The sequence below is a fragment of the Ruegeria sp. BE3 genome, assembly GCF_056538865.1.
In genome coordinates, this window is the sequence record NZ_JBQFTW010000003.1 from 38,693 (window position 1) to 64,041 (window position 25,349).

Genomic DNA, 25,349 nt, shown 5'->3' on the forward strand with positions numbered 1-25,349 from the left:
ATTTTCGAGGCTTACTGCAAGCGGAAATCAGAAGATTGTTGGATATGGACACAGCCGAAGCAGCAACATCCCCACCCGAAGCAACTGCGTCCAATGAGGCGATTAAGGTTGAAGACCTGCACAAATCCTTCGGTTCGCTAGAGGTTTTGAAGGGCGTGTCCCTGACAGCTAACAAAGGGGATGTTGTTGCCATCATCGGAGGATCAGGCTCTGGCAAATCCACCATGCTGCGATGTATCAACTTCTTGGAAACGCCGAGCTCGGGCAAGATCACCATCGGGGGTGAACTGATTGAAATGCACGCCGATGGCAACCCCGCGAACCGGCGACAGATCGAACGTATCCGCACCCGGCTGGCCATGGTTTTTCAGCAGTTCAACCTGTGGACCCATCGCACGCTTCTGGAAAACGTGATCGAGGTCCCGGTGCATGTGCTGAAGGTGCCTAAGGCTCAGGCCATCGCGCGGGCGCATGAATTGCTGAAAAGGGTGGGCCTCGGCGATAAGGCCGACACCTATCCGGCCTATCTGTCGGGCGGCCAGCAGCAGCGCGCCGCCATCGCGCGGGCGCTGGCGGTGGACCCGTCGGTCATGCTGTTTGATGAGCCGACTTCGGCGCTTGATCCCGAACTTGTGGGCGAGGTTCTGACCGTGATCCGCGATCTGGCCGCCGAAGGCCGCACCATGCTGCTGGTCACGCACGAAATGAAGTTCGCGCGCGAAGTTGCCAGCCACGTTGTCTATCTCTTCGAGGGCCGCATTGAAGAGCAAGGTCCGCCTGCCGAGGTTTTCGGTAACCCAAAATCAGAACGGTTGAAGCAATTCCTCAGCTCGGTCGCTTGATTCAGTCAAAACAAACGAATGAACCAAAAGGGAGTAACAAAATGAACGTCAAGAAACTACTCGCATCGGGGCTTGCCGCCGCCATCTTTTCGGCTGGTGTCGCCAATGCTGAAGAGGTCAAGATTGGTATTGCGGCCGAACCCTATCCGCCATTCGCTTCGCTGGACAGTTCAGGCACCTGGGTTGGCTGGGAGATCGATGTCATCAATGCTGTTTGCGCAGCAGCGGAACTTGACTGTGTTATCACGCCGGTGGCTTGGGACGGTATCATCCCGTCGCTGACCGGGCAGCAGATCGATGCCATCATGGCCTCGATGTCGATCACCGAAGAGCGGCTGAAAACCATTGATTTCAGCGATCCTTACTACAACACACCCGCCGTCATAGTTGCGGATAAATCGATGGATATCGAAGCGACGCCAGAGTCGCTGGCAGGTAAAGTTGTTGGCATCCAGGCTTCGACCATCCATCAGGCCTATGCACAGGAATACTTCAAGGATTCCGAACTGCGCGTCTATCAAACTCAGGATGAGGCCAATCAGGACCTGTTCGCAGGCCGTATTGACGCAACTCAGGCCGACAGCATCGCCATGGCCGACTTCGTAAATTCGGATGCGGGTGCCTGTTGCGAAATCAAGGGTGCCGTGAAGGATGATCCCGCCATTCTGGGGCGTGGCGTCGGGGCTGGCGTGCGCAAAGGGCAAGATGACCTGCGTGAGGCGCTGAACAAAGGCATCGCCGCAATTCTTGCCGATGGCACGCACGAGAAGATCACTTCGAACTATTTCTCGGCCAGCATTTACTAAGCCGCTGCCGTGAACGGACTGTTGGATTCACTTGGATTGGCGCAGAGCGCAGAGCTTTTGTCGCTCTCGCCACCGGGATGGGGGGGCAATCTGCTGCGCGGATTGTCCCACTCATTGCAGATTGCTTTCGGCGCTTACGCCCTCGGTCTCGTGATCGGATTGTTCGGAGCTTATGGCAAACTCTATGGCGGGAAGGTCACGCGCGATCTTCTCGCCATCTACACGACGGTGATCCGGGCCGTGCCCGAGCTGGTCCTGATCCTGATCCTGTATTACGTGGGATCTGACATCATAAACAAAATCTCTGCCGCGATGGGCGGGGGTCGGGTTGAGGTCAGTGGTGTTGGCGCAGGCATATGGGTGCTGGGTGTGGTCCAGGGCGCTTACGCGACCGAGATTTTGCGCGGCGCGATTCAGGCGGTTCCGCCCGGTCAGATCGAAGCGGCCAAGTCCTACGGTATGCCCGCCTTCATGACCATGCGCCGCGTGACAATCCCGGCCATGATGAGCTTCGCCGTGCCAGGTCTTGCCAACCTGTGGCTGATTGCAACCAAAGATACCGCGTTGCTCGCTGTTGTGGGTTTCAACGAGCTGACACTGGAAACCCGCCAGGCTGCAAGCAGTACACGCGCCTATTTTACTTTCTTTCTGGCAGCGGGATTTCTTTATCTCATGGTAACGCTGTGTTCGGGCGGCATCTTCGCTCGGATTGAGAAATGGGCGCGTCGCGGCCAACCCTCCCTTAAAGGAGGGGGCAGATGATTGATTTCAGATCGTTGATGCAACCACATCGCATTGTGATGATGCTGATATTCGCTGGAATCGTTGTCTGGTGCGCCGTCTCTCTTCAGTGGGACTGGATCCCGAAATATGCGCCGCTCGCCCTTCAGGGTATTTGGACGACAATCTGGCTGTTGGTGGTCACCGTAGTTTTGGGTTTCCTACTCGCCGTTCCACTTGGATTGGCACAGGCGGTTGGGCCTTGGTATCTTGCCGCCCCTGCCAAGGCATTTTGCACTATCATCCGCGGCACACCGCTGCTGCTGCAACTCTGGTTATTGTATTATGGGCTTGGGTCTTTGTTTCCGCAGTTCCCCTGGATACGCTCTTCCGAGTTGTGGCCCTATTTGCGGCAGGCCTGGCCTTATGCAGTACTGGCGCTGACGTTGTCCTATGCCGGCTACGAAGGAGAGGTGATGCGCGGTGCCTTCAAAGGGGTCGCCAAGGGCCAGCTTGAGGCAGCCAAGGCATTTGGCATGCCACGTCTAACCATGTTTCGCCGTATCTGGTTGCCGCAGGCAATTCGAAATGTATTGCCAACGCTGGGTGGTGAAACCATCCTGCAATTGAAGGCAGCCCCACTGGTTGCGACCATCACCGTTGTCGATATCTACGCAGTATCTTCTCGGGTGCGTTCAGACACGTTCATAATCTATGAACCGCTCATCCTGTTGGCGGTTTTTTACATTCTCGTGGCGGGTGTGATCGCGTTGGGCTTCCACTGGTTAGAAGTTAAGGTACTTGGTACTGGACGCAGGAATGGCAGCTTCGGATAGTATCTATAGAAGCGGAGAAAGAGCTGACGCCCAAAGACAATTCTTAAAGAATTAACCAGAATTATTGAAATTGCAAAAAGACAAGCAAGGTGGTTAATCGAAACTGCATATGGAACGTCAGCTTTGCCCTTTAGGCTGAGAGTTCGAGTGGCTCCTCACTTTGCTTGTGCAGCGAATGGCGGCAATGCGGGCTGCGACCGCAGAAAATGATTGTTATGCCCAATGTCGGGAATGGGCCAAATTCAACAGATTCCGGCAATCGGAATAACTTTGTAGTCTGTCAGCTTCCCAAGACTAAGTTTGCTTTGATGCCAGATATCGTGTGGCTGCGGAAAACAACTCTGCCTGCGAGCTGACGCCTAGCTTGGAGTAGGCGTTGTGGCGATGCACTTTGACTGTACCTTCGGTGATCCCGAGAAATGCGGAAGCAGAGCCGGCTGAGTGGCCTTGCAAAACAAGGCGCACGACCTCGGCCTCTCTTGGGCTTAACCTGTCCGCCCCAAACGCAGCCAACCGTTCCTCAACCTGATTCAGGGCTTCCCGTTGATCTTCGGCACCACTCAGGTTCCAGTTTCGGATCACGGCGGCCGACAGGGTCTTATGGATGGAATTGATCTTCGCGACATCCTCAGGGGTAAACCGGCGCTGACGGGCGCCTCGCGACAGGGATATTACAACCCAGTCCCCGGTGTTTCGTCTGATCAACACCCCCAACTCGTCGCTGATCCGAACCTTGCGATAAAAGGTGCGGTAGTACTCTGAACGAAAGAACGCCTCATTGACCAAATCGGCCAGACGGTAAGCGCCGGGTTCTTTTCCCGATCTACACGCTTGCGAAAACGGATCCAGCAGGTATGGGCCGGTTGCATAAAACTGAATTGATATGGCCGCCTGCACGTCGTCGAGATCGTGATAAAGCGAGACAGGTGGTGCTTGATCCTGATACCGCGTGAGGATCATCGTTTCAAAATTGACATGCAGTTCCAGAATCTTCCTCAGAGCTGTTGGGAAGAAGTCTGTTTCCAACCGCTCCAACAAGATTGCGTAGGTCTCATCCCACTTGGCCGCCGAGATGTCGTCTCTGTCTGGTAACAAAGCCAATTCCTATAACTAAAGATATATATCCTACCGCAAATTTACAGTGATGGCCATTCAATTCCATTGTTGATGTCAGAGCGCTCGCCCGGGGTGCTGACTGTGCCTCGTCACCAAAGCCTCTCCGGGCGTGAAAATTCAGGGCGAGATTCTGCAACAAGGAGGAGATACGATGAAACCGCATTTTGGCCTTTCGGCTGTTGCCATTGCCTCAAACCTCGCGATTACCTTTCCGGCTTCCGCCGAAGACCTCTCAATCTACAATTGGGCTGATTACTTTGGCGAAACGACGATTTCGGACTACGAAAAGGAGACCGGGACACATGTCAGCCTGGACTATTACGATTCAAACGAGGTTCTGGAAACCAAGCTGCTGACAGGGGCGTCAGGTTACGATGTCGTTTTCCCCGCCGCGTCCAATGCGCAGCGAGAGTTTCAGGCCGGGGCGTTGCATCCGATCGACCCAGCGCGCCTGAGCAACTACGACAATCTCAATCCGAAAATTCTGGCGTCGCTCGAAAGTATGCCCGGTGCCCGGCAATTGGGCGTACCTTACACTTGGGGCACGGTAGGGCTTGCCTACAATCCGGCCATGATCAAAGAGCGGCTGGGCACGGATGTCATCACATCCTGGGACGTTCTTTTTGATCCTCAGATCACCGCCAAGCTTGCCGACTGTGGGATTGCCGTGCTGGACTCACCGGTAGAAATGGTCTCGGTGGCGCTGAACTATCTCGGGGCTGACCCGTACTCCGATGACCCGGCCGATCTCGACAGGGTTCAGGACCTCTTCGAGGCCGTCACACCGTCCATTCGTTATTTTCACAACCAGAAAGCATCTACAGATTTGCCCGGAGGAGATGCCTGTTTGGCAGTGATGTACAGTGGTGATGCCGGCATAGCTCAGGCCCGTGCCATGGAGTCCGGCAATGGTGTCGAAATTCTGTATTCAATTCCAAGCGAAGGCACGTTGATGTGGATCGACCTCATGTCCATTCCGGTGGATTCTACGCGGGCGGATGAAGCGTATCGGTTCATTGACTACATGCTGCGGCCTGATGTCATCGCAGGAGTGTCCAACTACGTCTATTTTGCGAATGCGAATTCCGCAGCAGATACATTTGTAGAGGAAGCCATTCTGACCGACCCGGGAATCTACCCGGATGAGGCGACATTTAGACGACTCTTCCCTGATCTGAGTGTCGGCGCGAAAACGCTGCGCAATCGCAACCGTCTTTGGACGAATGTAAAATCCGGCACCTGAACCCTGCCAAGCCCGGCAAAGGCGGGAAAGAACTGCAATTCCCCGACACTCGGGCAGCAACCATCAAAATCAACGGAGCCAATAATGGTGACTTCAACCGACCGCGCCTTTCTGGCGCAAAACGAAATGGGCATGGGGTATGAGCCGACCTTTAGCGGAGCGACAAGTCTGTTCCGGCGACAATATTCCCGCAATCTAAAGAGCGCGGATATGGTTACATGGGGCGTTCCCTATGATCTCTCTGTGACCAATCGCCCGGGGTGCAGGTTCGGGCCACGTGCCATTCGTGCTGTATCGACCAACCTCGCCTGGGATGGTGGGCCCTGGCCCTGGGGGTTTGATCCCTTCGAAACCCTGAACATGGTTGATTACGGCGATTGTGATATCGACCCAGGCTTTCCAGAGCAGATTGCGCTGCAAATTCAGGACCAAGCGCGGGAAATCCTGAAATTTGGTGCCTTTCTTCTGACGATGGGCGGAGATCACTCGGTCACCTATCCGATCCTTAAGGCGCAGGCAGAACGCCACGGCCCTATCTCGCTGATCCAGATTGATGCCCATTCGGATACATGGGAAGAACACCCAAAGCGGATCGACCATGGTTCAATGTTCTACCATGCCACTGTCGAAGGCATCATATCCTCTGAGACGTCAGTACAGGTAGGCATGCGCACGCTGAATGAAAAGACCCACGGGTTCACGGTACTCGACGCAAATTGGGTTCACGAGAACGGGATTGATGCAACGGTTGCGCGCATCAAAGAAACCGTAGGAGACCGGCCTGCTTACCTGACCTTCGATATTGACGCGCTTGATCCGGCATTCGCGCCCGGAACCGGAACGCCGGTATGCGGAGGACTGTCTACCTATCAAGGGCAGTCTTTGGTGCGAAAGCTCGACGGGGTCAACCTTGTCGGGGCCGATCTCGTCGAAGTCTCACCTCCGTACGATCATGCTGAGATTACAGCTTTGGCCGGGGCATCGCTCTTGCTTGATATGGTTTGCCTAATTGCAAAGGCGCGTAAATAGCAAATAGAGAGATGGCTTGTGAGCGAAACCGCCGTTCATAATTCCTACGTTTACAGACCGGACCATTGAAAAAGGTAGAAGACGTAAACAGATAGTCGAAACTTTGACTGCGCTGCGGTAAATCGGTTTCTCTTTGGGAGATGATAGATTTCGTGCACGTCCATGTCCGCTACAAGGAACTGCGGCGCAGCGCGGGTGACTTCGAAAAACTTTAACTTTGGGCCGCCATTGCAGGCAGCCCACTTTTTAGATTTCCACGCTTTCAGAGATCGCCAGAGCGTCTTCGATCTCGACCCCGAGATAGCGGACAGTGCTGTCCATCTTGGCATGACCGAGGAGCAACTGAACAGCTCGCAGGTTACCGGTCTTCCTGTAGATGTGTGCCACCTTGGTCCGCCGCATAGAGTGCGTGCCATAAGACGTAGGGTCCAAGGTGGATCGCGTTCGGCACGTTTGTCGGGGGCGGCATGCTCCTGACGCTCGGGATCTTTGATCTCTTGAGCGCATCCATGCCCCTTCAGGCATTCATATTGCTCTTCCTTGTTTTGGGACTGACGTCCGCCATGGCCGTGATCCCGGTGCGCATCATCTTGCAAAATACTGTTTCGCCCGACCGGATGGGGTCGGTAACGGCACTGAGCGAAGCCGCAAATACGTTGGCGCTGCTGACCGCACCATTTGTGGGCGCATTGCTGGTCGGTCTGTTTTCCGTTGGTGCGCCATTCACAGTCGGCGGCTCTATTCTCCTCGTTGCGACGATAGTGATTTCGCGCCTCAGGCTTGATCAATAAAAAAGCTGACGTTCGGTCACACCTTATGTCTGACCGCTTTGGTCCGGCAAGGTGCGTGTTATCCAGGCACCAAATTACTCTCGCGCAGTGAATGTCCAGAAAGCAGTTTGCAAACGCGGCATCCTGACGGTGCGACCAATGTCTTTTATGGGCCGTTGAGTATGTCGCGGAAAACAGGGTAGGGGCTTATGTTGCATCTGCTCCGAGGTCTGGGACGAGCCCGCTTAAACCGATGCTGCGCGTTGCTCGAACGTCAGCTTTGCGCTGGCACTCTAGGTGCGTTGTCAGGCTCATAGAACACAATCAAAATCTGGTTCAAATGGTTCTCATCCGTTGGAATCCCAGTATTAGCTGCCATTTCGATACCGTTTTAGTGTCTGCGGATAGTTCGGTGGAAAACTCCAGACAGCTTCGCCCGGAGCACGCACAAGCCCGCGCGCTTGAGGATCTCGGTCTGTAAGCAGAGAAATGAACAGGTCACTGCTGGCCCATGGCGAAGATCGGAAATACCAATGCCCGTTTCCTGTATCGGCCGCTTCGGCCTCGGTCACGTCGATGATATGTAGGGTTTTCATCTCAGAAAGTCGGCGCTGAAACAGAGACCCATTTATTGCTTCATCGGAAACCTGACCCAGACGGTCGCGACCGAAGACCAACCGTGACATCGCCAGCGCTGAATCAGTCTGCGATTGATAGAGTGTCACATCTGTAACGGCATCCAGAAGGCCGTCTTCAATCGATTGCAAGAAGTAGCTGCGATCAAGATCGCTGCTGATCAGGATCAGCCGTCCCAGCCGTGGCTTTGACCGAGGCTGCAGAGCAATCTGATAGGCGGCTTCAAATGCGAGCCTTGAGCCTGCGCTGTATCCTATAAGGTGAATGCGCCGGGCGTTGGTGTTTGCCGACAGGTATTCGACAAGAGACCGCAAATTGCGGCGCGTCGCCAATGCAGATTCCTGATCCCGAAAATACGCCAGGCGATTGGGTGTAGCGGGCCAGTTGTAGCTGATGAAGGCGCCCTGATAGCCCAGAAAGTGCTGCAACTCTTTGGAAACAAGGGTCGAGTAATCAAAATCGACATTGTAGCCATGGACATAGATGAAAATGTCTTTGTTGCGAGAGGCTGCAAGGTGATCGTCAATCCGTTGGGCAAACCGAAGTCCAGCTGCCTTCATCTCCTGTTGCGAAGGTGGATCGTTCATGTAGCGCGTGACGCTGAATGGCATGACACCAATCTCTTGTACGTCAGACAAGCTGAGCGTGTAGTCCTTAGCGCGGTCGCGCGTCATAGTAACGTGGCGAAGCTTTTCCAACGTCGCCAATGGGGGGTTGCTTTGCACTTCGGCAATGCCGGTACGCAGAATGTGACCGCGCTCATTGTTGTAATAGGCTTGTGGGTCGCCGGGAACCGCGGGCAGCCGATCTGTGGCGTAGAATAGCTGCGAACGCTGCACGAAGTTGTCTGCCGTGATGTCCTTGTAAGGGTCAAAAGCAGCCTCGGCATAGACCGTTGGTGAAGGCATCAGTTCAATTTCGTCATAGATATTTGGCCCGCAGGCAGCCAGGATACAGAACGAACACACGGTTGCCGTAGGCAAAGCTCTGGTAATCAGTCGCCTCGTCGTTCCTTTCCTCAATTGCCTTTGTCCGACTGTTCGCATCCAACTGTAATTGTCTGTCCCAAGCATGTCGGCACCGCTGCTCGCGCCTTGGTGCAATTTCGACACTTCAGACCTGTTTGTGTTCGGCATGGCCGCCTTTCGCATAATGCCCTTGCTCAGAAGCTGTATGTCACACCCAACACGGGTCCGGATTGTGAGAGCTTGAACTTGCTATCACCTTCACCTTTGTCGACCATGATGTAGCGATAACCTGCGCGCAAATTCCACTTTGGAGTGATGGCATACCCCACTGTAGCTACAAATTGCGCCGTTTCGCGATTTGAGCGAAATCCGCCGTAGTCAGCCAAGGCAATTGCTGACCAGCGGTCATTGATCTGATACCGGATACGGGCTGCAATTAGGGGATCTACCCAATCGTCACTTGTTCTTGCACTTGGTGCCGGGCTGGGGCCACCGACCAGAGTGATTGTGCTGCTGGTATCAAACCAACGAAACCCACCCCCGAGATCGACGTCCAGAGCTTGGTCCTGATAGACCGTGTACGCCGCATACCCGCTGAAGAACTGTGTCTTCAGGCTGGTTTCTGCGCCGCTGAACACCGGGCCAGGGGTGTCGCCTTTAAATGTCAGATCTGTGCGCATGTAGTCTGCGATCAGTGACCATCGACCGTGTCGCGCCTCAACCGTGCCCATAAAGGCGAGGTCTAGATTATCAAGTGCGTCGCTGAAGCTCAGTTCCGACTCTAAGGGGCCAATGGTTGTCTCGGTATCTGCGCCATAGATGTAGAAGCTGCCGTAAAAGCTCCAGCCAGAGTCCTGAGCCACTGCTGGAGATCCGTAGAGCAGCGTAGTCGGCGCAACTAGAAAGCTACACACGATACTCCTTACTTGTGTGAAGTCCACGATCTGCTCCCCTTTTTTGATCCCAAGATTGAAGCGCGGCAAAAACGTGAGCCGCGTCGTATTCCTGTTACGTTTCACAATCGCATTCGACCGGGTCGAGTATCGGAACAGACGCCTCAACGCCATTCATTTCACGGGTGCGAAACTCTGAGGGTGTCTGACCCGTCCATTTCTTGAAGGCCCGTGTCATGGCCGTCGCGTCAGAATACCCCAACTGAGCCGCGATATCGCCCATTGAGATTTCAGACTTTGAAAGCAGGCGCTTCGCCCGGTCACATTTAGCTTCGATAACGATGCGAGACAGTGATGTCCCATAGGCAGCAAGCCGTCTGTTGAGAACCGCGCCTCGAAAACCGCATGCCTTGGCGAGCGTCGTAACCGACAAGTCCGTGCGCCCGACCATTGAGTAGGCAACGCTTTGGATCGAACTCAGCAAATCTGTAGGCACTGGGTTTTTTTCGTCCTGAGTGGTCGACACGTACTCGGTTGAGGTTCGGTTAACCAGTTCAAATAAAAGCCAAGCACTTGGGAAGCGGATGGAATACCCGTCTGAGCCCGCACCTATCGCCCGGATACCGTAGAAGTAAGACGGGAGAAGATCAGGACGGTTCACACGCACAAGAACCTTATTTGCTTCCCAACGCTGACCTGCAGTTTCGTGCAGCAACGTAGCCCATCGGCTGATCTGAAACGCATCCATATAGGCGGGCGAACAGCATGGCGTGAATCTGCGTTTGGCGGACAGCACGGCGAACTCGCCAGAGACATCAAGTGTCATGGTGACCGCATTTGTGTTGTTTCCCGCATGAACGCAGAACCTGGCAATGAAATCAGCCAGCGATTTTGCGACGCGAAAGGCCTGTCCGAATGGGGATGCAATCGTCGGATCTGAAGTTTGACCAACAAGTGCTGGAAAGTCTGGGGATGTCTTTTGTGCGACGGCTTCAAACACGGCATAGACAGTGTCGTGCGGAATGAAACAACTCGGAGCGCTCAACTCCGAGAAGGATAGATCGAATTCCGCAAGGAGACTTTCTACAGATTGACCGGATTCTTGAAACGCAAGCAAAAGCGGGACGATGACCCGCCCGCGTGTAAGCGGTGGTGTTCTGTGTCGAGCATGCGCGTCCTGCCCTGTCATCATAACTCCCTTAAGACACCGCAATTGAAAGGCCGGGCACGTCAAGCATAGACAAGCGCGGCTCTGTGTCCCTGACCTGCGTCAAAGCCGAAGACACTTTTTTGAATGAAAAAGTCAGGTGCCCGCTCGCAGAGGCTCAATGGAATTAAACCACGCCAACTGCAGAGAGCAGTCTAGCAAACTGGCACCACTGCATGAACGATAGGCCCGCCGCCGGGTCAATTTTAATAGAGAGCCTCTAGTTGTTGGCCAAAGTGCTATCGCTACCTGTCATTTTTGACCAGTTTTCGGAGGCGGTCGCCCCAATCTGTCAGGGCATACATTCGAACTTTGTGGTTTGTTGGAGAGAGATGGCCAAGGCTCCGATTGTAGCATTTTAAGAACAACAAAATGAGAGGCGCGAGAGTGCGCTTTTGATCAGGTGCCGGGACCATCAAACAATGCATTTCTGTAATTGGCTAGTGGAGCGGGCAAACTATGAATCTCACGCACAAACGCTGGAAACTTGCTGCTTTAGCTGTCCTGATTGGAAGCACAGCGACCGCTCAGAGCTTTGATACCACGGTCGATGCACTTGCTGAGACATACGAAGTGCCCATTACCATAAACAACTTTGTTCGGGCTGCTACAGACAATGAACTGAAGACGTACAATGGCCTGGCCGGAGGCGTAAATCAGTTCTTTCACTTCAAAGAACCCACCCCCATCGACAATCAGCCCACCATTCGGATGAACCGCGACACACTCTACAGCGTTGCGGTTATTGATATCAGCCAAGGCGCAACCCTGACTCTGCCCGATGTGGGCGACCGATACATGACGACGATGGTGGTCAATCAGGATCATTTCATCAATGAAGTGTTCGACGGTGGCGGTGTGTTCCAGCTTGACATGGATACATTCCATACCCCCTACGTACTTGTTTTCATGAGAATACTGGTGGATGCCGAGAGCCCCAAGGATGTCGCGGCAGTCAATGCAATTCAGGACGGGTTCACCATTGATGCCGCCTCCGCGACGCCTTTCGAGATGCCCAATTACGACACGGAGAGCTTTGAGGCGCTGCGCCAAGCCGCAATTGAGCTGGGCAGGTTCGCCACAGACAGCGTCCGAACTTTTGGTACGGCAGATCATGTAGACCCATTGCGCCATTTCCTTGGCACCGCCGTCGGCTTTGGTGGACTGCCCGAAGACGAGGCCTTTTATCTGAATATCGAGCCCGGCCTGCCGCTTGGAGAATACAAAATCCAGGTCCCAGCGGAAGTGCCAGTGAACGCGTTCTGGTCCGTGAGCCTCTATAATGCAGACGGGTTTTTTGAACTCAATTCCCTCGACTCGTATGTGGTCAATTCGGTCTCAGGCACCAAGAATGATGATGGCAGTGTGACCGTGCATTTCGGCGGCTGCGACGACGGACGCATGAACTGTCTCCCGATCATGGATGGCTGGAACTATGCCGTGCGCCTTTATCAGCCGGGCCCAGAGGTCATCGACGGAAGCTGGGTCTTCCCCTCCGTAGAACCCGCAAACTGAACAACAGGATGCTTACGATGAAAAAGCTTCTTCTGACAGTCGCGCTTACACTCCCGACAGGCGTTTGGGCCGAAGACATGGTCGATGTGACCGTCGACACCCTTGTGCGCGCCGAGACAGATCACATGTTTCGCACCAACATAGCCAATCTCGGCCTCGCTGTTGGCGAGTTAGGGCATATGCGCGAAGCCACCACACCGGACAACCAGCCGGTTATCCGCATGAATCAGGACACGCTCTACTCCGGCATCTTGCTGGATTTGAGCAAACCCGTCGAAGTGACACTGCCTAAAGCGGATGGCCGCTATATCTCGATGCATGTCATCAATCAGGACCACTTCATGTATGCCGAGGCAGAGCCCGGCACGTATCAAATCACACAGGAAGACCTTGGTACGCGCTTTGGTTTCATCGCGTTTCGCACATTCGTCGATGTGACTGACCCGGATGATATTGCCGCCGCGCAAGCGGCACAGGATGGAATTGTCGTCAGCGGCGGTGGAACGGGCCCGTTTGACGCGCCCAACTGGAACACCGAACAACTTGCCACTGCGCGTCAGGCGATAAACGATTTATCCTTGCTGGGCACCGATTCAGCCCGCGCCTTTGGCAGAACAAAGGACGAGATTGATCCGGTTCAGTTTCTGGTCGGTGCGTTCTCGGGTTGGGGCGGTCTTCCGCCTGAGGCCGCGATCTATCTGTTGGACGCGGTCGATCAGAATGACGGCGAAACACCGCATGCGGTAACCGTCAAGGATGTGCCGGTTCGGGCGTTCTGGTCGGTGACTGTCTATAACGGTGACGGCTTTCTGGAAGCCAATGATCTGGGCATAAACAGCTACAACGGTTACACAGCCGAAGCAGCAGAAGACGGCTCGGTCACGTTGCATTTCGGTGGGTGCGACGATGGCCGCGTGAACTGTCTGCCGATCACTTCGGGCTGGAACTATGCGATCCGCCTTTATGAGCCGGAGGATGCAATCCTGAACGGCAATTGGACCTTCCCGAAGTTGGAGCCGATCAACTAGGCCACTCGCCCAACCTGCATTTCAAAAGGAGTACACGGCTATGCGTCGATCCCATACTCTTATGGGGCTGCTTTTTGCAGCCAGTGCCGGAACCACAACCGTTGCAGACGAGGCATCCGATCTGGCCCAGGAACTGGCCAACCCGCTTGCGGCAATCGTCTCGGTTCCGTTTCAATTGAACCATGATGAAAATCTGGGCGTCTCTGATCAGGGCTCGCGCACCACGCTGAACTTTCAACCAGTCGTGCCCTTTCAACTGAACGATGACCTTAACCTGATCACCCGAACTATCATTCCTTACATCTGGCAGGAAGACGTTGTGCCGGGCACACGCCAGGAGGGGTTCGGAGATATCCTTTTCTCTGCGTGGTTCTCGCCAATCGGAACCGGGGACATAACGTGGGGCGTGGGTCCCGTTGTGCGCTTTCCAACCTTTAGCGACGTATCGAGTGATACATGGGCTGCTGGGATCACCGGCATTGCACTGCGACAGACCGGTCCGTGGACCTATGGTGCGCTGGCCAATCATCTGTGGGATCTAGAAAGCAACCCCGACACCTCCACGAATGTGAGTTTTGTCCAGCCCTTTCTTGCTTATTCCACCGAAGGCGCGTGGACCTATTCGCTGCAGAGCGAAAGCGCCTATGACTGGGAAACTGATGCCTGGGCTGTGCCTATAAACGCTTCGGTCTCCAAGCTGGTCCAATGGGGGGCGCTGCTGGTCAATCTGCAAGCGGGGGCGGGCTATTGGCTCGAAGCGCCCGAAGTGGGTGCCGAAGGCGTTCGCTTGCGTTTGCAGGCTCAGGTCGTCTTGCCCAGAGGGCGCTGACGTTTGGCTGAAGAACTTTTTATGAAACGTCGAAAATAGGGAGGTCTTGATGGCCGATCAGATGCAACGCAATGCGCAAGCGCATGTCGAGCTTGACCCTGACCATTAGGATCTGATTGTCAGAAGCTGCAATCGGCTCATTCGACACGCCGTTCGGGTGATGTCTTTGTTCATGGTCGTTGTGATCGGATTTGCCGTCATCGACGCCGGTTACTCGTTCTACATCAAGCTTGTAAGTCCACCGGCCCTGATTCTTGACGTCAGTGTTCTGTTGGAGGTTTTTGCGGCCGCGCTTGTTGTGCTGATCGCTATCGAGATTTACACGAATGTCACGCTCTACCTGACGGCCGATGTCATACATGTGAAGCTGGTAGTTGCAACTGCCCTGATGGCCGTTGCCAGAAAGGTCATTACACTCGATACGACGGACCTGGAGCCGCTTTATTTCGTTGGGTATTCTGGACTCGGTCTGGCGTTTGGTGTCACGTATTGGTTGCTGTGGCGTGGCAAGTAGATATTTCACAGAACACTTTAATAGACGCTGGCATAAGCAAGATCGCCGACATTTGTGTTTTTTTGAAGCCGCAATTGGCACCTTATTCAGCCAAAGAAGAAACGTTTGATATTCCCAAAAAATCCGGAAGCAGACCTTGGCACTTGTCCGGCGAAAGATCGCTTTGTCCGCGCTGACCGTGAGTTCAACCGGCCCCCGATTTTGCGCTCTCGGCGGAGGTCTCCTCTAACGGGCCGCGTCGCGGCGACGGTGACCAGGGTCGAACGGCAGCTATCTCAAAGCACGAGCAACGTGTTTTGCATGAACTTGCCCTCGGCGGGTTGATCCAATTCGAGCGCCTGAAAAACGGCAAAGTCCATGACCTCACTTGTTATACGCGTGACGGTTAATGCGATCACCTGAGGAGCGCCAAATACAGCGGCGCGGCGCCGGCTCTGTATCTTTTCCAAAGCTTATCGGTTGCGGGGATGGTTGCGCGCCTTGCGTTCATTTCCCCGTTTGTAGTTGCCGGTGACGCGAGCCATTTCCTGCTGTTGGCTCTCGAAATCCAGACCATTCATATCTTGCAGAAACCATTCCGCCTTGTCGCCCCGAAGAATCGTTGCACGCCGACCGTGATGATCGACAACTACGTCGCCATTGTTGGCGCGCCGGTAAGTGAAACCAAGATTGCTCATTTCGATCTCGTCGTATTGTTGCTCTGGGTGTCTGACATCAGCGCTCGCCGGACAGGTTTTGGGCTTGGATTAACAGGAAATCCGGAACATCGAAATATACCGTTGGCAAGTTAGTCAGGGGCGTTTAGCGCCAAACACGCAAACACTTCTCTTCTGAAGAAAAGATCCGGATTGTCCTGATCGGTCTGCGGGATGAAGTGAGCATTGCGTCGCTGGGGAAATTGGCGAACGCGACTTGTGGGCTGAACGACTTTATTCAACTGATCTAGAATTCCCGCTCTTGGACAATAAATGCGCATGACTTTGTGTGGTCGACAAAATTGGACTCGTCTTGCAGCAATTCTACGCTTAGTTCTTGCATTTCAGAGGTGCCCATCGCCTCCATCAGATCTTCTTCAGAAGAGAACCAGACCTCAGCCAAACCGTCAAATTCCGGTTGCATGTTTCTGGACTCTCTCATCGCACCATTCAGTGGGCTGTCAATTGTATGGCTTTGTACGTACCGCTTAGAGCGCATTACCGTCGCGTTCTTTTGAAAAAATGGCCCGTGCTTGTTCAGCCAATAATCCTGAAACTCTTCTCGGCTAATGTCCGAACGGCGGCGCAAACACATGATCAGTTTAATCATCGGGAATATCTCTTTCTGATGCTCAGATGCTCTGAGTATGAGCGGAAATACTGAAAGGTCCAATAGCCAGCAGTGGCCAACCAATACGCAGGCATGTAAATAGATTGCTACTCTATCCGCGCGGCGAAGGGACTGTTAACAGACATTGTGATATCAAGATTTAGCACTGTTTTGGAGCGCCACTTGAAGGCAGACCTCAGCGAAAACGCCCTTGAAGTAACCGACTTTCTGAAGGCCATGGCGCATGATGGTCGTCTGCAGATATTGTGCTTGCTTCTCACCGGAGAAATCTGTTGGAGAAATTCAGGACATGTTCTCCATGCGCCAGGCTGCAGCCTCGCAGCAACTGTCCCGTCTGCGCCTTTCTGGGTTGATCGATGCAAGACGCGATGGGAAGAACATTTACTACAGGATCGCCGATCAACGAGTATCAGCAGTCATAGCTGTATTGTATGAACTGTTTTGTGACGATGTGGGTGATGCGTGAGAGGTTAGAATGGATAACATATTCATCTTTTTCACCACTGTGCCACGACACCACTTTGATCAGAGGTCGGTCCTATCCAAGCTGCCATCGGCGCCATTCACGTAATTTCACCGCTTCAGCCTGCTGGCTTGGCCTCAATCCTCTTTTCTTAGCCGTTCTGCCATCTCTGTGAATCCACGTAGCTCGGCGTGTTCGAGTGGCGTAGTTCCGTTACGATCGGCAAGCGATCTGTCAGCACCCGCTGCCAACAACGCATCCAGAACTGCAAGATGATCCGGGCCTCCGTCACCAAGCACAACGGCTTCGATAACTGCTGTCCAATGCAGATTGTTCACATGATCCAGAGGCGCGCCAGCGGCGATCAGCCGTCTGACAATCTCGACATGCCCGAGATGCGCGGCCGCGATCAGAGCCGTTCCGTCATAAGGGCTGGTCGTTAGGCCTGGATCGTTGCCCAACTCGATGGCGAGCGTCATCAATTCCGGATCATTTGCAACGGCCGCAATCGTGACCAGGTCGTAGGCCTGATCTTCGAGAGCGTTCATGTCGGCACCGGCCTCGGCGAGCGTACGCAACGCCTCGTCCTCCGAAGCAAAGGCTGCGACATGGGCTGGCGTGCGGCCTTGGGACTCGCGCGCGTTGACGTTTGCCCCTGCCGCAACGAGTTGCCGGATCATTTCTTCGTTGCCGGTGTGAGCGGCTGCGAAGAGACCGTCGTAGTGCGTGACCTCATCAGCCGAAGGCGGTGTCTGCGCCGTGCCTGCGCTGGCGGCAAGACCCATCACGAAGACAAATAGTAGAAAACGAAACATGTCCGATCCTATTACCTACATATTGGTGAGCTATAGTAGTAGCGGATGCATTCGATGTCATTTTCCATTCAGGATCAGAATCCTTTTACGGGAATTGATTTCGCAATGTCATTGGACAGATGGGCTGAGTTTGCCGACAATCGCGTCATGGAGCTGTCAGCAACCACACCTGTCCATCTGATCCACGTGGATCCAGACGTTAACATGGCGCGGTTCTATGGGATTGAACTGCAACCGACGCTGTTTGGGGAGGTGTGCGTCCTTCGGACCTGGGGGCGAATTGGCACAAACGGACTAGCCATGATGGTGACTTACGAAGACGAAGCTCAGGCTACTGATGCACTCCACAAGCTCGAAAAACAAAAGCGCCGACGAGGGTATGTTCCGGTCGGTGGTTGATACTTACTGACAGCGATAGTAGATTTTTCATTTCTCAGCCCGGTTAAGCGATCTATTCTTTGGCCACCCGACCAGAATGGACATGATCACCAAGATTTTCCAGCTCGTCCTGACAGGCTTCGGAAATACCCTCTGGCAAATTGTATGCTTCAATATCCGCTTCGATCTTTCTCAAGTCAGATTCCAGTCCCATGGATTGGAAATCATCGACTTCCCGAAGGCGGTAAATCAAACGTTCAATGAGCAAACGATGGGCAAGCATCCGGCCCAGCAATTCACGAATTATTGGTTCTTGCATGCATCAGTTCTCCTCAATCCGCGCAGTAGGCACGATTAGGATTCCGGGGTCAATCGCGGAACTTAACTTGAGGGGAACCTGCGAAGATCGGCGCCCGACGTTCTGTTCGTAGCGAGAAAGCGGGATGCGACTTTGCTCCCTGGCAAATCCCGAGCCTGTCGTCTCGTGACCGGGCTCTAGGTTTCAGCCGGCATGCCGGCTTCCACCCAGAACACCCCAGCATGATCTCCCTGTCCCAGTAGCCCCTGATCCGTCTCTTGCGAGCCGGGGCAGGGGGCTTTGGGTCATGGTCGCTCCATGCCGTTGTGATCTGCCCGTTCGGGTTTCGATCCCTTTTGTGCTCCCGCAGGATCGAAGATCCTTTGGCTTCTTTTGTTGGTCAGGCGGGATTTGGACAAGCCAAACGCCCCCCGACGTCAGGGGGAAGGCGCGGCCTCCCCCCTCGGACAAGACAAATAGACAAGACCGTGTCCTCGCGCGTTGCGCTGCGGGCCGCACCACTCTTGTCGATTTGTCCTGTCTCGCCCCTCTCCGCGTTCGCCACGGGGCAGGTTTTAGAGACGACGCCCTTTCAGGGCTCGGCTCAAAACCAGCACCAAAAGGGGATCAACCCCGAAGGTCGCACCACAAAAGGAGAGACGGTTTTGAACAGTGAAGCAACAAAAGACATCGAGAATGACACGAGCCTTCAGGCTGCAGAGATTGCGGTCCAGAATGATCTGTTTCGGAAAGCCCTGATCGATCCGACTGCAGCGATTGAGATGCACTCCAAGGGCATTCAGGGTCAGGTTTTTGTCACGCCAGGCGAAGCTTGCGAACTTTGCGCTTGAGCTCGGCTACTCCGGTAAGCTCAATGTTGACTTCATACTTACCCGGAGCGGCCAACTAAAGGCGACAGAATTCAACGGCAGATGGGGCGGGGGAACAGTACTCTATGCAATTTCGACCCGGCTAAGCGAGCTAAATGATGGACGGCAGATCTTCTTGCGCTCGTGGCGCGGCGAGAGAAGGGATGATGAGTCTTGCAGATCAAAACTTGCAGCCAGTGCCCAGTTTGAAAACTCAAATTTTGAAGGTGTTTTGGATTTAACTGGTCAGAGTAACAATCTGTCGCTTGTTGAGTATGTGTTTGTTTCTTCTAGCCGCGAGCAACTTCAACACTTGTATGATGCACATGTGTATTGTCCTAAGCCAGTGGAATCAGAAGGTTAACAAGATGCCAAGGTGGTTTGGAATTGGAGTAATCTACGCTTTATCAAGCACTTTGAGTTTGTGGCTGGAAATGATCTATGTGTCTGGTTTTGTAGTTGTGCTACACTCCACAATTTTTGCTGGTTTCTTGAATGCGGCCCACGAATGTGTGCACAGTGTCCACACAAAAAGGTGGCGTGATGAAAGCTCGTTTGGAGTATTTTGGTGCACGCCACTCCTAATAAACTACGGACTATTCAAGTCCAAACACTTGGCTCATCATGCCAATATTGGCAAAGCCGACGATACTGATCCACCACATAAGTTTACTTCTCTGCGGGAGTATTTCTACAGAATGAGTGGCGTATGGTATTGGCCAGCGGTTCTTTCAAAGTTGGTGTGCAGCCCGAAGAGCGCGGATTTTCCTTTCAAGCCGTCTCATAGTCTACTGAAAAGTGCAAAAGTTGCGCGACTAACAATTTTTGTTTTCTTGATTGTTGCAATCGTCAGTACGGTTTTCTTCCCTGTTACAATGCTGCTTATCTACTGGCTTCCGCTTCTACTTGCTCCCACAGCAATATTATACTTTAGCCTATCAGAACACTATGGCTGTGGAGAATATTCTGACGGACAGTTCGAAACGAGAAGCGTCCAGAGTAACGCTGTCATTAGATACTTGATTTGGGAGGCAAATTATCATGCTGAACATCATGCATATCCGGGAATTCCGTCTCGACGCTTGCGAGCGATTTGGGCGGAAAATCTGGTTCCCAAACGCAAGGTAGAAAGATCTTATTTGGCTTTTCACTTTAACGTTTTGCGCGAAATCTCTGCGTCTAAGTAGACGGCTTTCTTAGTGGATGGATGTTAGTTTATCCAAACCTCAGCTCTTTGACTGGCTATCTGGCTGTGTCGAACTACCTTAAAATTGATTGATTTTGAGAGGCACGGGAGTTCTCACGACCACGTCGTGAATAGTAGATCGTTGGGTTTCTAAAACACCCCCTTCCAGCAACTAACCATGACCTTTTCGAACTGATGCGTTTCGAGAGAGCTGCATAGAATGCCATCATTCGTCGTTGTGCCGAAAATGGTAGGTCTGGGCTCACAGTCATATTTCGCCGCTCGATGAATGAACGGCGGCCGACCAGCAAGGCTCCCTTTGGCTATGACATTATCGAATTGGAAACCTTCGCTGGCCGACAGGCACATCAACTTGTCGCAATTTCTGAACTATTTCTTCTGGCTTGTATCTCCTGTTCGCCATTCTCGGTCCCCCGTCTCTCAAGCATAACGGTGGTCCAAATCAATTCGGGCATTCCTGCTCACTTCACCTTGTCCGGTCTCGCTTGAAGAACTCTTCGAACTTGTCGGCATAACCGTCGGAAGTCAGCGTTTCCTCGTTCCGCGCCAGCGCGCCTTCAGCGATATTGTCAGGCAGGATATTGCGCCGGGCTTCAACCAGATCGGTTAGAAAGGCAGAGGTGAATTCCGGATGTGGCTGGATGGTCAACGCCTTGTCACCATAGGCTAGTATCGCGTTGGCGCAGAAATCTGACGAGCCAATCACCTCAGCTTGGTCAGGGATTTCTGTCACCTGATCCTGATGCCAGGCCAGGATGCGTTCACTAGGCCCATCCGTGACCTCGTAATCCGTCGCGCCGACCGACCACCCGCCAGCAAACTTCTCTACCTTGCCGCCCAACGCCTGCGCTAAGATCTGGTGACCAAAACACACCCCGACAATGGGAACTCCGGCATCAAAGACATCGCGCAGGAAGTCTTCAAGCGGTGGAATCCAGTCATGCCCCTCGTAGGCACCGAATTTCGATCCGGTAATCAGCCAGCCATCAGCGTCGTGGATCGACGCGGGCAGAACCCCATCCAGCGCTTTATAGGTCACAAAGTCGAAGCCGCGCCCGGCCAACATCTTCTTGAAGAAGTCGTCATAGTCGCCGTGCTTTTCGCGGAGCTCATCAGGGGAGCGCCCGGTCTGTAATATCCCGATTTTCATGTTCGGCCTCTCAGACACGCCCAACTTCGACGCCCTCGGCACCCGCAGCTTTGGCAAGCAGGCACAACCAGTCATGTGCCACCGTGGCAGCTGCAACCGCGGTGATCTCTGACACGTCATAGGGTGGCGAAACCTCGACCACGTCCATGCCAATCAGGTTCAACCCCTCAAGGCCACGTACGAATTCCAGCGCCTGCCACGACGCCAGGCCGCCGGACACCGGCGTACCGGTTCCGGGGGCAAAGGCCGGGTCCATGCCATCCACGTCAAAGGACAGATAAACCGGCGCATCGCCTGCTCTCTTTCGCGCCACCTCGATCGCGGCGTCGATACCGTTGCGGTGAATCCAGGGGCTGGTGAGAATTTCAAAGCCGAAGTCCTCGTCATTAAAGGTGCGTAGCCCCACTTGGGTGGACTTGCCAACATCGATGATGCCTTCGCGCGCGGCGCGCAGGAACATGGTGCCATGGTCCTGCATCTCGCCGTCATCGTCCCATGCATCGCAATGGGCATCGAACTGGATCAACGCCACCGGACCGTATTTTCTGGCATGCGCCTTGAGCAGTGGGTAGGCGATCGAGTGATCGCCTCCCAAGGTCAACATCTTGGCACCGCTTTCGATGATGAGGTCAGCATGAGCCTCGATTGCAGGACGCACGGTATCCGGATGATGAGGGTCAAGATGAACGTCACCGTAATCCACGACCGACAGCGTATCAAACTGGTCGAACCCGAATGGGAAGGCTTTGAGTTCGGCCAGTTGAACCGATGCGGCCCGGATCGCCTGCGGCCCCAACCGGCATCCGGGGCGAAAGGTGACGGCATTGTCATAGGGAACACCCGTCACCGCCACATCGACCCCTTCGAGATCCCGGCTGTAATTGCGACGCAGGAAGCTGAGCACGCCGCCATAAGTCATCTCATGCCAACGGCCTTTGGTGGTTTCCTTGCGCAGGAAGGCCTGATCACCCGTGTGAGGCATATTTCTTGCTCCTGTTGATTTGCAACGCGGCGGCAATGATGCCCAGCGACACCACGCCGATGATGATGGTGGCCAGTGCATTCACATCCGGGCTCACTCCAAGGCGGACCTTCGAGAAGATGACCATCGGCAGGGTCGAGGCACCCGGGCCCGACACGAAGCTGGCGATCACCAGGTCATCCAGGCTGAGTGTGAAGGCCAGAAGCCAACCTGACACCAACGCCGGAGAGATTACCGGCAGGGTCACGTCAAAGAACACGCGCACCGGCTTGGCCCCCAGATCCTGCGCCGCCTCTTCGATGGACATGTCCATATCGACAAGGCGCGATTGGATCACCACGGCGCTATAGGCGGCCCCGAAGGTGGCGTGCGCGATGATGATGGTCAGCATACCCCGACCGCCGGGCCATCCGATCAGCCCCTCCATCGCGACGAACAGGAGCAAAAGCGACAGACCAATGATCACCTCGGGCATCACCAAAGGTGCGGTGATCATCATGCTGAGGATCGACTTGGTTCGGAATTTCTCAAACCGGGTCAGAACGAAGGACCCCACGGTCCCGATTGTCACCGCCAGAGTTGCACTTAGAAAGGCAATCTTGGCACTGATCCAGGCAGCCTGCAGGATTTGCGGGTCCCGGAGCAGCTCACCATACCACTTGGTTGAAAAGCCGCCCCAGACAGTGACCAGCTTACTTTCATTGAAGCTGAAGACCACCAGCGAGAGGATAGGGGCATAGAGGAAGATGAATCCCAAAAGCCCGGTCACCTGAAGAAATCTCGATTTGCGTTTCATCATTTCGCCCCTTCTTCAGCGGCCTGCGCCTTACGCAGCATCATAATTGGAATGACCAGGACGAAGAGCATGACGATCGCCACGGCGCTCGCTATTGGCCAATCACGGTTCGAGAAGAACTCGTTCCACAGAACCCGCCCGATCATCAACGTATCGGGTCCACCCAGTAGCGCTGGGATCACGAATTCACCGACTGCGGGGATAAAGACCAGCATGCAGCCAGCGATGATTCCGCTCATCGACAAGGGTAGTGTGACGGTGAAAAACGTCGTCGCTGGACGTGCGCCCAGATCGGCGGAAGCTTCCAGATAGGATTCGTCCAGCTTCACCAGGTTGGCGTAGAGCGGTAGGATCATGAACGGAAGGTAGGTATAGACGATGCCAACATAGACGGCAAAATCGGTCTGCAGCATGATCAACGGCTCGTCGATGATACCGATGGTCAGAAGAAAGTTGTTGATGATCCCGTTGGCCTTGAGAAATCCGATCCAAGCGTAGACTCTGAGCAGGAACGAGGTCCAGAACGGCAACACCACTAGCATCAGCAGGATGTTGCGTTTGTCGACCGGCGACCGCGCAATCATATAAGCCATGGGATAGCCAATCAGCAGCGTGATTACCGTGGAAATCGCCGCGATCTTGACCGACTCGATATAGGCCGAGAGGTAAAGCGGATCATCCAGCAAAAACAGGTAGTTCCCGAAATTGAGTGTCAGGTTCAGGAATCCGTCATCCCACTCCCAGATCGGAAGATAGGGCGGACGTGCAATTGCCGCCTCGGACAGCGAAATCTTCGCCACGACGAGAAACGGGATGAGAAAAAACAGAAGCAGCCAGAAGGTCGGAATGGCAATGACCAACCCGCGGCCCCCTAGGCCCAGCTTTTCCAGGATACGGCCAAGGAAACGACCGCCCGGAAGTTTGGTATTGATATCGGCTTCGGTGCTCACGACGTCACCACAACACCGGCATTACCGGCCCATCCGAGATGCACTTTTTCGTCCCAGTCAAACGGATCGTCCCCGGACCGGGTCATGTTGGTCTGGCTGACGCGCACGCGTTTACCGCTGTCCAGACGCACGTGATAGACCGAGGAGTTGCCCATATATGCAATCTCGTCGATCACACCGGTCAATGTGTTGCGCACATCCGGTAGCTTTTCCTTGGAAATCATGACCTTTTCCGGGCGCACGGCCACGGCGGCCTTCTGACCCAGAACACCGCTGATCCCATGGGGGACGTAGAGGTCGCTGCCAGTTTCCTTTGAACTGATGATGACATGATCGTCGCCGTCTTCGGTGATGCGGCCCTCGAACACGTTCACCGAACCAATGAAATCAGCCACGAACCGGTTCTGCGGGTATTCGTAAATCTCGTGTGGCGTACCGACCTGGACGATCTCGCCTGCTGTCATGATACCGATACGGCTCGACAGGGTCATCGCCTCTTCCTGATCGTGGGTCACAACCACGAAAGTCACACCCAGGCTTTCCTGAATCTTGATCAGTTCGAACTGGGTTTCTTCACGCAGTTTCTTGTCCAATGCGCCCAGCGGTTCGTCCAGCATCAGAAGCTTGGGTTTCTTGACCAACGACCGGGCCAGCGCGACCCGCTGACGTTGACCACCCGACAATTGGTGCGGTTTGCGCGAGGCGAACTGATCCATCTGCACAAGCGACAGCATGTCGGTGACGCGGGTGGCGATTTCGGCCTTGGGCAGACCATCGCGTTTCAGGCCATAGGCGATGTTCTTTTCCACGGTCATGTGGGGGAACAGCGCGTAAGACTGAAACATCATGTTGGTTTCGCGGGCATAAGGGGCCACACCGGCCTGATCCTGACCATCAATAATGATCTGGCCCGAGGTCGGGGTTTCGAACCCCGAGAGCATCCGCAGAAGGGTGGATTTACCACAACCGGACCCGCCAAGTAGGCAGAAGATTTCGCCCTTGTAGATATCCAGCGACACGTTTTCCACGGCGGTGAACTGACCGAACATCTTGGTCACGTTCTTGATCTGCAAGAAGGGTTCCGCGTTCGGATCGGCCCAAGGTTTCGTTTCGGTTACGGATCTGGCTTCTGACATGTTCGCCCCCTGAAGAGTGAATTGCAT

Annotated in this window: 30 protein-coding genes and 1 pseudogene; 18 read left to right on the top strand and 13 right to left on the bottom strand. The window is 54.2% G+C overall.

Annotation, left to right across the window (positions count from 1 at the left end):
• Nucleotides 1-44: 44 nt before the first annotated feature.
• From ACR0AZ_RS09880 to ACR0AZ_RS09895, 4 genes are read left to right on the top strand one after another with little or no spacing between them, the layout of a single operon-like run.
• Nucleotides 45-842: an ABC transporter ATP-binding protein gene (locus tag ACR0AZ_RS09880; RefSeq protein ID WP_480473252.1), complete on the top strand. Its 798-nt coding sequence runs from the start codon at nt 45-47 to the stop codon at nt 840-842.
• A gap of 41 nt (nt 843-883) precedes the next feature.
• On the top strand, nt 884-1,648 hold the full coding sequence (locus ACR0AZ_RS09885; RefSeq protein ID WP_480473250.1) for a transporter substrate-binding domain-containing protein: 765 nt from the start codon (nt 884-886) through the stop codon (nt 1,646-1,648).
• Nucleotides 1,649-1,657: 9 nt separating this feature from the next.
• On the top strand, nt 1,658-2,410 hold the full coding sequence (locus ACR0AZ_RS09890; RefSeq protein ID WP_480473248.1) for an ABC transporter permease: 753 nt from the start codon (nt 1,658-1,660) through the stop codon (nt 2,408-2,410).
• A complete protein-coding gene (locus tag ACR0AZ_RS09895) occupies nt 2,407-3,204 on the top strand; it encodes an ABC transporter permease (protein ID WP_480667344.1) in 798 nt (265 codons plus the stop codon). The genes ACR0AZ_RS09890 and ACR0AZ_RS09895 overlap by 4 nt, the downstream gene beginning before the upstream one ends.
• Before the next feature lie 294 nt (nt 3,205-3,498).
• Here the strand turns inward: ACR0AZ_RS09895 and ACR0AZ_RS09900 are convergent, their stop codons facing one another.
• A complete protein-coding gene (locus ACR0AZ_RS09900) occupies nt 3,499-4,299 on the bottom strand; it encodes a helix-turn-helix transcriptional regulator (protein ID WP_480473244.1) in 801 nt (266 codons plus the stop codon).
• A 172-nt stretch (nt 4,300-4,471) separates the two neighbouring features.
• Here ACR0AZ_RS09900 and ACR0AZ_RS09905 point away from each other — a divergent pair, with 172 nt between their 5' ends.
• Together ACR0AZ_RS09905 and speB (ACR0AZ_RS09910) are read left to right on the top strand one after the other, a co-directional pair.
• Nucleotides 4,472-5,563: an extracellular solute-binding protein gene (locus ACR0AZ_RS09905; protein ID WP_480473242.1), complete on the top strand. Its 1,092-nt coding sequence runs from the start codon at nt 4,472-4,474 to the stop codon at nt 5,561-5,563.
• 84 nt (nt 5,564-5,647) lie between these two features.
• The gene (gene speB, locus ACR0AZ_RS09910; protein ID WP_480473240.1) at nt 5,648-6,592 is read left to right on the top strand and encodes an agmatinase; all 945 of its coding nucleotides are present in this window, start codon (nt 5,648-5,650) and stop codon (nt 6,590-6,592) included.
• 246 nt (nt 6,593-6,838) lie between these two features.
• On the opposite strand, the pseudogene ACR0AZ_RS09915 reads toward speB (ACR0AZ_RS09910), so the two are convergent.
• Nucleotides 6,839-7,024: pseudogene (locus ACR0AZ_RS09915) on the bottom strand (integrase); the annotation flags it as partial.
• Nucleotides 7,025-7,059: 35 nt separating this feature from the next.
• Between ACR0AZ_RS09915 and ACR0AZ_RS09920 the strand changes: the two are divergent.
• Nucleotides 7,060-7,383, top strand: coding sequence for a hypothetical protein (locus ACR0AZ_RS09920; RefSeq protein WP_480473238.1), 324 nt, complete (start codon nt 7,060-7,062; stop codon nt 7,381-7,383).
• 347 nt (nt 7,384-7,730) lie between these two features.
• Here ACR0AZ_RS09920 and ACR0AZ_RS09925 read toward each other — a convergent pair whose 3' ends face one another.
• From ACR0AZ_RS09925 to ACR0AZ_RS09935, 3 genes are all read right to left on the bottom strand, one after another.
• Nucleotides 7,731-8,906, bottom strand: a complete 1,176-nt coding sequence (locus tag ACR0AZ_RS09925) for an alpha/beta hydrolase (protein WP_480473236.1) — start codon at nt 8,904-8,906, stop codon at nt 7,731-7,733.
• Nucleotides 8,907-9,160: 254 nt separating this feature from the next.
• Entirely contained in the window at nt 9,161-9,829 is a 669-nt protein-coding gene (locus tag ACR0AZ_RS09930; RefSeq protein ID WP_480667345.1) for an outer membrane protein, read from the bottom strand.
• A gap of 145 nt (nt 9,830-9,974) precedes the next feature.
• Nucleotides 9,975-11,051 (bottom strand): AraC family transcriptional regulator, encoded by a 1,077-nt coding sequence (locus ACR0AZ_RS09935; protein ID WP_480485034.1) that lies wholly within the window; start codon nt 11,049-11,051, stop codon nt 9,975-9,977.
• Nucleotides 11,052-11,525: 474 nt separating this feature from the next.
• Between ACR0AZ_RS09935 and ACR0AZ_RS09940 the strand changes: the two genes are divergently transcribed.
• The 6 genes from ACR0AZ_RS09940 (at nt 11,526) to ACR0AZ_RS09965 (ending at nt 15,743) form a co-directional block, all read left to right on the top strand.
• On the top strand, nt 11,526-12,581 hold the full coding sequence (locus tag ACR0AZ_RS09940; RefSeq protein ID WP_480473230.1) for a DUF1214 domain-containing protein: 1,056 nt from the start codon (nt 11,526-11,528) through the stop codon (nt 12,579-12,581).
• A 17-nt stretch (nt 12,582-12,598) separates the two neighbouring features.
• Nucleotides 12,599-13,609: a DUF1254 domain-containing protein gene (locus ACR0AZ_RS09945; RefSeq protein ID WP_480667346.1), complete on the top strand. Its 1,011-nt coding sequence runs from the start codon at nt 12,599-12,601 to the stop codon at nt 13,607-13,609.
• Nucleotides 13,610-13,649: 40 nt separating this feature from the next.
• Nucleotides 13,650-14,438, top strand: coding sequence for a transporter (locus ACR0AZ_RS09950; protein WP_480667347.1), 789 nt, complete (start codon nt 13,650-13,652; stop codon nt 14,436-14,438).
• Between the two features lie 160 nt (nt 14,439-14,598).
• The gene (locus ACR0AZ_RS09955; RefSeq protein ID WP_170738391.1) at nt 14,599-14,952 is read left to right on the top strand and encodes a phosphate-starvation-inducible PsiE family protein; all 354 of its coding nucleotides are present in this window, start codon (nt 14,599-14,601) and stop codon (nt 14,950-14,952) included.
• Nucleotides 14,953-15,272: 320 nt separating this feature from the next.
• Complete coding sequence (locus ACR0AZ_RS09960) at nt 15,273-15,341, top strand: hypothetical protein (RefSeq protein WP_480667472.1); 69 nt, start codon at nt 15,273-15,275, stop codon at nt 15,339-15,341.
• Between the two features lie 78 nt (nt 15,342-15,419).
• Nucleotides 15,420-15,743, top strand: coding sequence for a hypothetical protein (locus tag ACR0AZ_RS09965; protein ID WP_480667348.1), 324 nt, complete (start codon nt 15,420-15,422; stop codon nt 15,741-15,743).
• 151 nt (nt 15,744-15,894) lie between these two features.
• On the opposite strand, the gene ACR0AZ_RS09970 is transcribed toward ACR0AZ_RS09965, so the two are convergent.
• The gene (locus tag ACR0AZ_RS09970; protein ID WP_480667349.1) at nt 15,895-16,257 is read right to left on the bottom strand and encodes an EthD domain-containing protein; all 363 of its coding nucleotides are present in this window, start codon (nt 16,255-16,257) and stop codon (nt 15,895-15,897) included.
• A gap of 244 nt (nt 16,258-16,501) precedes the next feature.
• Here ACR0AZ_RS09970 and ACR0AZ_RS09975 point away from each other — a divergent pair, with 244 nt between their 5' ends.
• The gene (locus tag ACR0AZ_RS09975; RefSeq protein ID WP_480667350.1) at nt 16,502-16,744 is read left to right on the top strand and encodes an ArsR/SmtB family transcription factor; all 243 of its coding nucleotides are present in this window, start codon (nt 16,502-16,504) and stop codon (nt 16,742-16,744) included.
• Between the two features lie 134 nt (nt 16,745-16,878).
• Here ACR0AZ_RS09975 and ACR0AZ_RS09980 read toward each other — a convergent pair whose 3' ends face one another.
• The gene (locus ACR0AZ_RS09980) at nt 16,879-17,556 is read right to left on the bottom strand and encodes an ankyrin repeat domain-containing protein (RefSeq protein WP_480667351.1); all 678 of its coding nucleotides are present in this window, start codon (nt 17,554-17,556) and stop codon (nt 16,879-16,881) included.
• A gap of 54 nt (nt 17,557-17,610) precedes the next feature.
• Here ACR0AZ_RS09980 and ACR0AZ_RS09985 point away from each other — a divergent pair, with 54 nt between their 5' ends.
• Nucleotides 17,611-17,955, top strand: coding sequence for a WGR domain-containing protein (locus tag ACR0AZ_RS09985; protein WP_480667352.1), 345 nt, complete (start codon nt 17,611-17,613; stop codon nt 17,953-17,955).
• Between the two features lie 52 nt (nt 17,956-18,007).
• Here ACR0AZ_RS09985 and ACR0AZ_RS09990 read toward each other — a convergent pair whose 3' ends face one another.
• The gene (locus ACR0AZ_RS09990) at nt 18,008-18,253 is read right to left on the bottom strand and encodes a hypothetical protein (protein WP_480667353.1); all 246 of its coding nucleotides are present in this window, start codon (nt 18,251-18,253) and stop codon (nt 18,008-18,010) included.
• A 644-nt stretch (nt 18,254-18,897) separates the two neighbouring features.
• On the opposite strand from ACR0AZ_RS09990, the gene ACR0AZ_RS09995 reads away from it, so the two are divergent.
• The 3 genes from ACR0AZ_RS09995 (at nt 18,898) to ACR0AZ_RS10005 (ending at nt 20,288) form a co-directional block, all read left to right on the top strand.
• The gene (locus ACR0AZ_RS09995; RefSeq protein WP_480667354.1) at nt 18,898-19,083 is read left to right on the top strand and encodes a hypothetical protein; all 186 of its coding nucleotides are present in this window, start codon (nt 18,898-18,900) and stop codon (nt 19,081-19,083) included.
• Nucleotides 19,046-19,465 carry a hypothetical protein gene (locus tag ACR0AZ_RS10000; protein WP_480667355.1) on the top strand — a complete coding sequence of 140 codons (420 nt, stop codon included), beginning with the start codon at nt 19,046-19,048 and terminating at the stop codon, nt 19,463-19,465. Before ACR0AZ_RS09995 ends, ACR0AZ_RS10000 begins: the two co-directional genes overlap by 38 nt.
• Before the next feature lie 70 nt (nt 19,466-19,535).
• Complete coding sequence (locus ACR0AZ_RS10005; protein ID WP_480667473.1) at nt 19,536-20,288, top strand: fatty acid desaturase family protein; 753 nt, start codon at nt 19,536-19,538, stop codon at nt 20,286-20,288.
• 486 nt (nt 20,289-20,774) lie between these two features.
• On the opposite strand, the gene ACR0AZ_RS10010 is transcribed toward ACR0AZ_RS10005, so the two are convergent.
• The 5 genes from ACR0AZ_RS10010 to ACR0AZ_RS10030 are packed head-to-tail and all read right to left on the bottom strand — an operon-like array spanning nt 20,775 to nt 25,322.
• Complete coding sequence (locus ACR0AZ_RS10010) at nt 20,775-21,458, bottom strand: type 1 glutamine amidotransferase (protein WP_480472791.1); 684 nt, start codon at nt 21,456-21,458, stop codon at nt 20,775-20,777.
• Nucleotides 21,459-21,468: 10 nt separating this feature from the next.
• Entirely contained in the window at nt 21,469-22,440 is a 972-nt protein-coding gene (gene speB, locus ACR0AZ_RS10015; RefSeq protein ID WP_480472789.1) for an agmatinase, read from the bottom strand.
• Nucleotides 22,424-23,236: an ABC transporter permease subunit gene (locus tag ACR0AZ_RS10020; RefSeq protein WP_480472787.1), complete on the bottom strand. Its 813-nt coding sequence runs from the start codon at nt 23,234-23,236 to the stop codon at nt 22,424-22,426. Before ACR0AZ_RS10020 ends, speB (ACR0AZ_RS10015) begins: the two co-directional genes overlap by 17 nt.
• The gene (locus ACR0AZ_RS10025) at nt 23,236-24,126 is read right to left on the bottom strand and encodes an ABC transporter permease subunit (protein WP_480472916.1); all 891 of its coding nucleotides are present in this window, start codon (nt 24,124-24,126) and stop codon (nt 23,236-23,238) included. The genes ACR0AZ_RS10020 and ACR0AZ_RS10025 overlap by 1 nt, the downstream gene beginning before the upstream one ends.
• A 56-nt stretch (nt 24,127-24,182) precedes the next feature.
• Nucleotides 24,183-25,322: an ABC transporter ATP-binding protein gene (locus tag ACR0AZ_RS10030; RefSeq protein WP_480472785.1), complete on the bottom strand. Its 1,140-nt coding sequence runs from the start codon at nt 25,320-25,322 to the stop codon at nt 24,183-24,185.
• Nucleotides 25,323-25,349: the final 27 nt, after the last annotated feature.

Bases quoted from the DNA above. Each gene is read 5' to 3' on its own strand.
- ACR0AZ_RS09880 (WP_480473252.1), top strand. From the start codon at position 45: ATGGACACAGCCGAAGCAGCAACATCCCCACCCGAAGCAACTGCGTCC.
- ACR0AZ_RS09885 (WP_480473250.1), top strand. From the start codon at position 884: ATGAACGTCAAGAAACTACTCGCATCGGGGCTTGCCGCCGCCATCTTT.
- ACR0AZ_RS09895 (WP_480667344.1), top strand. From the start codon at position 2,407: ATGATTGATTTCAGATCGTTGATGCAACCACATCGCATTGTGATGATG.
- ACR0AZ_RS09905 (WP_480473242.1), top strand. From the start codon at position 4,472: ATGAAACCGCATTTTGGCCTTTCGGCTGTTGCCATTGCCTCAAACCTC.
- speB (WP_480473240.1), top strand. From the start codon at position 5,648: ATGGTGACTTCAACCGACCGCGCCTTTCTGGCGCAAAACGAAATGGGC.
- ACR0AZ_RS09920 (WP_480473238.1), top strand. From the start codon at position 7,060: ATGCTCCTGACGCTCGGGATCTTTGATCTCTTGAGCGCATCCATGCCC.
- ACR0AZ_RS09925 (WP_480473236.1), bottom strand. From the start codon at position 8,906: ATGCCTTCACCAACGGTCTATGCCGAGGCTGCTTTTGACCCTTACAAG.
- ACR0AZ_RS09935 (WP_480485034.1), bottom strand. From the start codon at position 11,051: ATGATGACAGGGCAGGACGCGCATGCTCGACACAGAACACCACCGCTT.
- ACR0AZ_RS09940 (WP_480473230.1), top strand. From the start codon at position 11,526: ATGAATCTCACGCACAAACGCTGGAAACTTGCTGCTTTAGCTGTCCTG.
- ACR0AZ_RS09945 (WP_480667346.1), top strand. From the start codon at position 12,599: ATGAAAAAGCTTCTTCTGACAGTCGCGCTTACACTCCCGACAGGCGTT.
- ACR0AZ_RS09950 (WP_480667347.1), top strand. From the start codon at position 13,650: ATGCGTCGATCCCATACTCTTATGGGGCTGCTTTTTGCAGCCAGTGCC.
- ACR0AZ_RS09955 (WP_170738391.1), top strand. From the start codon at position 14,599: ATGTCTTTGTTCATGGTCGTTGTGATCGGATTTGCCGTCATCGACGCC.
- ACR0AZ_RS09965 (WP_480667348.1), top strand. From the start codon at position 15,420: ATGGTTGCGCGCCTTGCGTTCATTTCCCCGTTTGTAGTTGCCGGTGAC.
- ACR0AZ_RS09970 (WP_480667349.1), bottom strand. From the start codon at position 16,257: ATGATTAAACTGATCATGTGTTTGCGCCGCCGTTCGGACATTAGCCGA.
- ACR0AZ_RS09975 (WP_480667350.1), top strand. From the start codon at position 16,502: ATGATGGTCGTCTGCAGATATTGTGCTTGCTTCTCACCGGAGAAATCT.
- ACR0AZ_RS09980 (WP_480667351.1), bottom strand. From the start codon at position 17,556: ATGTTTCGTTTTCTACTATTTGTCTTCGTGATGGGTCTTGCCGCCAGC.
- ACR0AZ_RS09985 (WP_480667352.1), top strand. From the start codon at position 17,611: ATGTCATTTTCCATTCAGGATCAGAATCCTTTTACGGGAATTGATTTC.
- ACR0AZ_RS09990 (WP_480667353.1), bottom strand. From the start codon at position 18,253: ATGCAAGAACCAATAATTCGTGAATTGCTGGGCCGGATGCTTGCCCAT.
- ACR0AZ_RS10005 (WP_480667473.1), top strand. From the start codon at position 19,536: ATGATCTATGTGTCTGGTTTTGTAGTTGTGCTACACTCCACAATTTTT.
- ACR0AZ_RS10010 (WP_480472791.1), bottom strand. From the start codon at position 21,458: ATGAAAATCGGGATATTACAGACCGGGCGCTCCCCTGATGAGCTCCGC.
- speB (WP_480472789.1), bottom strand. From the start codon at position 22,440: ATGCCTCACACGGGTGATCAGGCCTTCCTGCGCAAGGAAACCACCAAA.
- ACR0AZ_RS10020 (WP_480472787.1), bottom strand. From the start codon at position 23,236: ATGAAACGCAAATCGAGATTTCTTCAGGTGACCGGGCTTTTGGGATTC.
- ACR0AZ_RS10030 (WP_480472785.1), bottom strand. From the start codon at position 25,322: ATGTCAGAAGCCAGATCCGTAACCGAAACGAAACCTTGGGCCGATCCG.